The 3,748-nt window shown below is 61.6% G+C and carries 3 protein-coding genes; 2 read left to right on the top strand and 1 reads right to left on the bottom strand.

The window, feature by feature from the left end:
- Positions 1-2,371 (bottom strand): dermonecrotic toxin domain-containing protein (locus AC07XM_RS30835; RefSeq protein WP_495046076.1); only part of this gene is annotated, 2,371 nt, incomplete at its 3' end.
- Positions 2,372-2,555: 184 nt separating this feature from the next.
- Between AC07XM_RS30835 and AC07XM_RS30840 the strand changes: the two genes are divergently transcribed.
- Together AC07XM_RS30840 and AC07XM_RS30845 are read left to right on the top strand one after the other, a co-directional pair.
- Positions 2,556-3,482: an alpha/beta fold hydrolase gene (locus tag AC07XM_RS30840; protein ID WP_016486069.1), complete on the top strand. Its 927-nt coding sequence runs from the start codon at positions 2,556-2,558 to the stop codon at positions 3,480-3,482.
- Between the two features lie 77 nt (positions 3,483-3,559).
- Positions 3,560-3,748 (top strand): VOC family protein (locus tag AC07XM_RS30845; protein WP_172455980.1); only part of this gene is annotated, 189 nt, incomplete at its 3' end.

Consider the following 3,748-nt stretch of genomic DNA (forward strand, 5'->3'; position numbering starts at 1 on the left):
GGGTGGGCCGGTGACTTTGTTGCAGGCTGCTCAACAGAGCCTCGCGATGTTGTTCAAGGCGTTGTGCGAGTTTATGGTTCAGGGTAGATGATCTGTGCTCGGTCGGCGTGTCACCGAGCAACTGCAGAATGGCTTCTTCATCCAGCTGAGCCAACACGGTCTGGCTCAGCTGGCCATTGTCCAGATCACTACGGGTAACCTCGATTTCTACCTGGCCAACCGTGTCGATAGCGCCGTAGCGCACCGATTCGCCCCAAGGTTCTGGCCCTTGGTAAACCTTGATCACGTTCCCCTCAGGCCAGCCCGGCAGGCGCAGCAACTCGGGTAAGGCAAAGTTCTCGTGCGCAGCCAGCGGTAGCCCATGGCGTACGCGGGTGATGATGTGTTGTGCCTGGTTATCCAGTTGCAGGCGCAGTAGCGTGTCGAGCAACAAGGCAGGTGGACGCACGCCGGCAGCGTGGGTGCGGCGCAACACGGTTTGATCAGTACCGGTAATGCGCATGGCGTTTTCCAGTTCGCTGTCGTCCAGGCCTGTGCTATAGCTGCCGAGGCGGCGCATGAGTTGTGCGCCGTCCCATTCCAGAGGCTGTTCATGTGCCAGTTGCCAGCGAGCGTTACCATGATGCAGCAGGGGTGGGGCATAGGCCTGCGCGTCATCGGGGTGGCGAACGCGCCATTGTTGTGCTGCGTCCTGAAACACTTCGTACAGCGTGCCGTCCAGTTTGAGAAAGGTCTTCCCACCGACGTGCACATGGCCGAGCGAATCGGGTTGAGCCTGATCAGGGATGGGCGCTGTGCTCGCGTATGGCTTCATGTCGGGGTGCCAGAGCACTTCTTTGTCTTCATGCCACACACTGGTCAGCGCATCGACAAAGCCTGATGCCTGGACGATCTTGGCACCCGTGGCAAAGCCGGCAATCACTGCCGCATTGACGGCCAACGATTCCAGTTGCGCCAGTGCTGGCCGGGTATCACCTTCTTCCCACGCCTCGAACCCGGTGAACACCGAGCTCATCAGATCGTATGCGCAAACGCCCAGCATGACCGTGTTCAACCCCGGCACAAAAAAGGCGGCGACGTTGAGGACATTCATACCCCAGTCGAGCCAGTGCTTCAGGCGCTTGTCACGGGCTCTGGCGTCGACCTCAGCGGTAGGGACTGCAATGGTTTTTGCGTCGGCCTTCATGCGCGCAAGGTGTGCGTTGTACAAGGTCGTCCAAGGGTCGGTTCGGATGGGCGAGGGCGTGAAACGGAGGACGGGGGTGCTTCTGGGTGTGCGTCTGCCGGCTTCATCCTGTTCGAACAGCGCATGTTCCAGTGCTTCGGCCAGTTCCTTTTGCCTGTCCTTGTAGGCGCATTGCACCAGGGCTCGGCGAAACCCGCTTTGCAATAGCCGGCTGCGCAGGTGCTTGCCCGCGTCCTGACGAGAAGCAAACTCCCTTACCGGGTGCTCGCTGTCGCCAGGTATGTACACGATACAGGGGTTTTGCCGGTCCGGATCGTCTGGCCCCATGAACAGCACGTCGTGAACGGGGATCTCGAACAGGCTGAAGTTCCAGCAATGCAATGGCTGGTTTTCATAGGTGGGCTGAGGCTGGCCGTTGCACAGTTGCATAAGCGCCTCGAGCCCAGGTCTGCTCAACAGGCCTTTGAGCTTTGCCATCAGTGCCTGGACCCTGAGGGATTCGCGATTTGCTGCTATCGACAGGTGCTGGATTTCGGCGCGATTGGCGCCTTCGTGGGTGGCAAGCAAATGCGCTTGATAGCGTTCGCCAAGGTCCAGCGCCCGACAATGGTTGACGAAGTCCGCCATCGTCAGGCCAGGCAGGGGCGTATCGCTGCCAGTAGCGCTGGTGAGCCTGCTGTAAGCACCGACTTCGTCCAGGCCCTCGAAGTTGTGCAGGGCAGCCTCCAGCAAACTGCGGGTTTGCGGCTCGCCCACGGGGCGAGTGGCAAGGACGTCCACCTCAAGGTCCGGGACCAAGGGCGTTTCTACAGCGGGTACGCCGACCCAGATGTTGGCTGTGGGTTCGAAGGGCTGGAAGACATATTGCGCCCTGTCTACGGGCACGCTTACCTGCAACTGCCGGGTCAGCAGAGGGGTACAGAAGTCGATGATGTCCTTGAAACCCGCCAAGGCCTGCCGGACTTGCGCCAGGTATTTGTTCCGCGTTTCGATAGCGCTGTGCAACTGCTCACGCGCTTGCTCATCGGCAGTGGCGTACCACGAGTAAGGGGTGCCATCTTCAGCCAGGTATTCCTTGCGCAGGCTTTGCAGCACGGTATGCGTATGCGCGGGGTGCAGCGCCTTGCTCCATTTCGGCAGTGTTCGGGTTATCTGGCTTTGATGTAAGGGCGTGGGGTGGGTCATGGCAACGATCTCTTGCGTTGGGGGGTGAATAGTCCACGCTGATGAAGGCGCCATGGTGCGGTAGATAGATGTCGGCACCGGTCGGTCCTGCGCATGCACGGGTCGGTGAGGGGCTAGCAGCGAGGGGGCATCTGCGAGAGGGTGAAGCAGGCCATGGCGCAGGCTTCAGCCAAGGAGAATTGCAATGCGTTCGCTGTGCAGTCCGAAAGATCATCTGCTTGACCTCGATGGTATTGAAATAGCGGTGCGTACCTGGGGGGCCGAAGACGGTATCCCGGTGCTGGCCTTGCATGGCTGGCTGGACAACGCTGCCTCGTTCGAACGCCTGGCACCGATGCTGGACGGCTGCTTCGTTGTGGCCCCCGACCTGGTCGGTCATGGCCGTTCGGACCATCGTCGGCATGACAGCGGCTACTACCTGTGGGAGCACGCCGAAGATATGTTGGCGGTGACCGACAGCCTGGGCCTGTCACAGTTTCATGTGCTGGCCCATGGCATGGGCACCGGTGTTGCATCGTTGCTGGCGGCCATGACCAGTGGCATCGTCAGCATGACCTTCCTCGACGGCATGGGTGCACCGTTCACGGTGGCCGAGGATGACCGCGTGCAGCACCTGGCGCGGGCCTATCGGCTCAAGCGCATGGTGCAGCGCAGCCAGCTGCCGGGTTTCGCCGAGCCGGACGTTGGCCGCTTCGAAGACCTGGACATTGCCCTGGCGCAACGCCGCGAGCGCCTCGACACCGAACTGTCGGAAGGTGCCGCACGGCTGCTGGCATTGCGCGACCTGCTGCAACTGGGTGATGGCTATTGCTGGCGCCACGACCCGCGCCTGGTGTTGCCCGAACCCATGCCGCTGACCGAGCGCGACGCCTGCGACCTGCTCAACCAGATCCGCTGCCCGTTGTACCTGCTGTTCGGCCGGCAGGGTGCATTCACCGGTGAGGCTTTTACCCGGCGTCAGGCGGCCTTGCCCAGCCAGGCGAAGGTCTCCTGGCACCCGGGCGGGCACCACTTCCACCTGGATGCCCCGGACCGGGCGCTGGTCGACCAACTGTTGCGAATACTCGCGCAGCATGAAGGCGGCGTGCTGCAACGGTTGGTGAATGAGTAGCTGATTCTGGTCACGCTTCAGCGACCTGGGCTAAGGTGGCCAACGTCATTGCGTAAAACGCCAAAGGGAGCCCAGGCATGCGACCGTTCACCATCAAGCACATCGATCACCTTGTGTTGCGCGTCAGCGACCTGCCGCGCAGCGTTGCTTTCTACACCGGGTTGCTCGGCTGCCATGTGAGCCGCGTACGGGAAGACCTGGGCATGGTGCACCTGGCCACGGGTACGGCGATGATCGACCTGGTAACCCTGGACGGCCCGTTGGGG

It is taken from the genome of Pseudomonas sp. GW460-LB5 (assembly GCF_059423245.1).

What these genes read in the sequence shown, in the direction of transcription:
- AC07XM_RS30840 (WP_016486069.1), top strand. Translation starts at nt 2,556, where the DNA reads ATGCGTTCGCTGTGCAGTCCGAAAGATCATCTGCTTGACCTCGATGGT.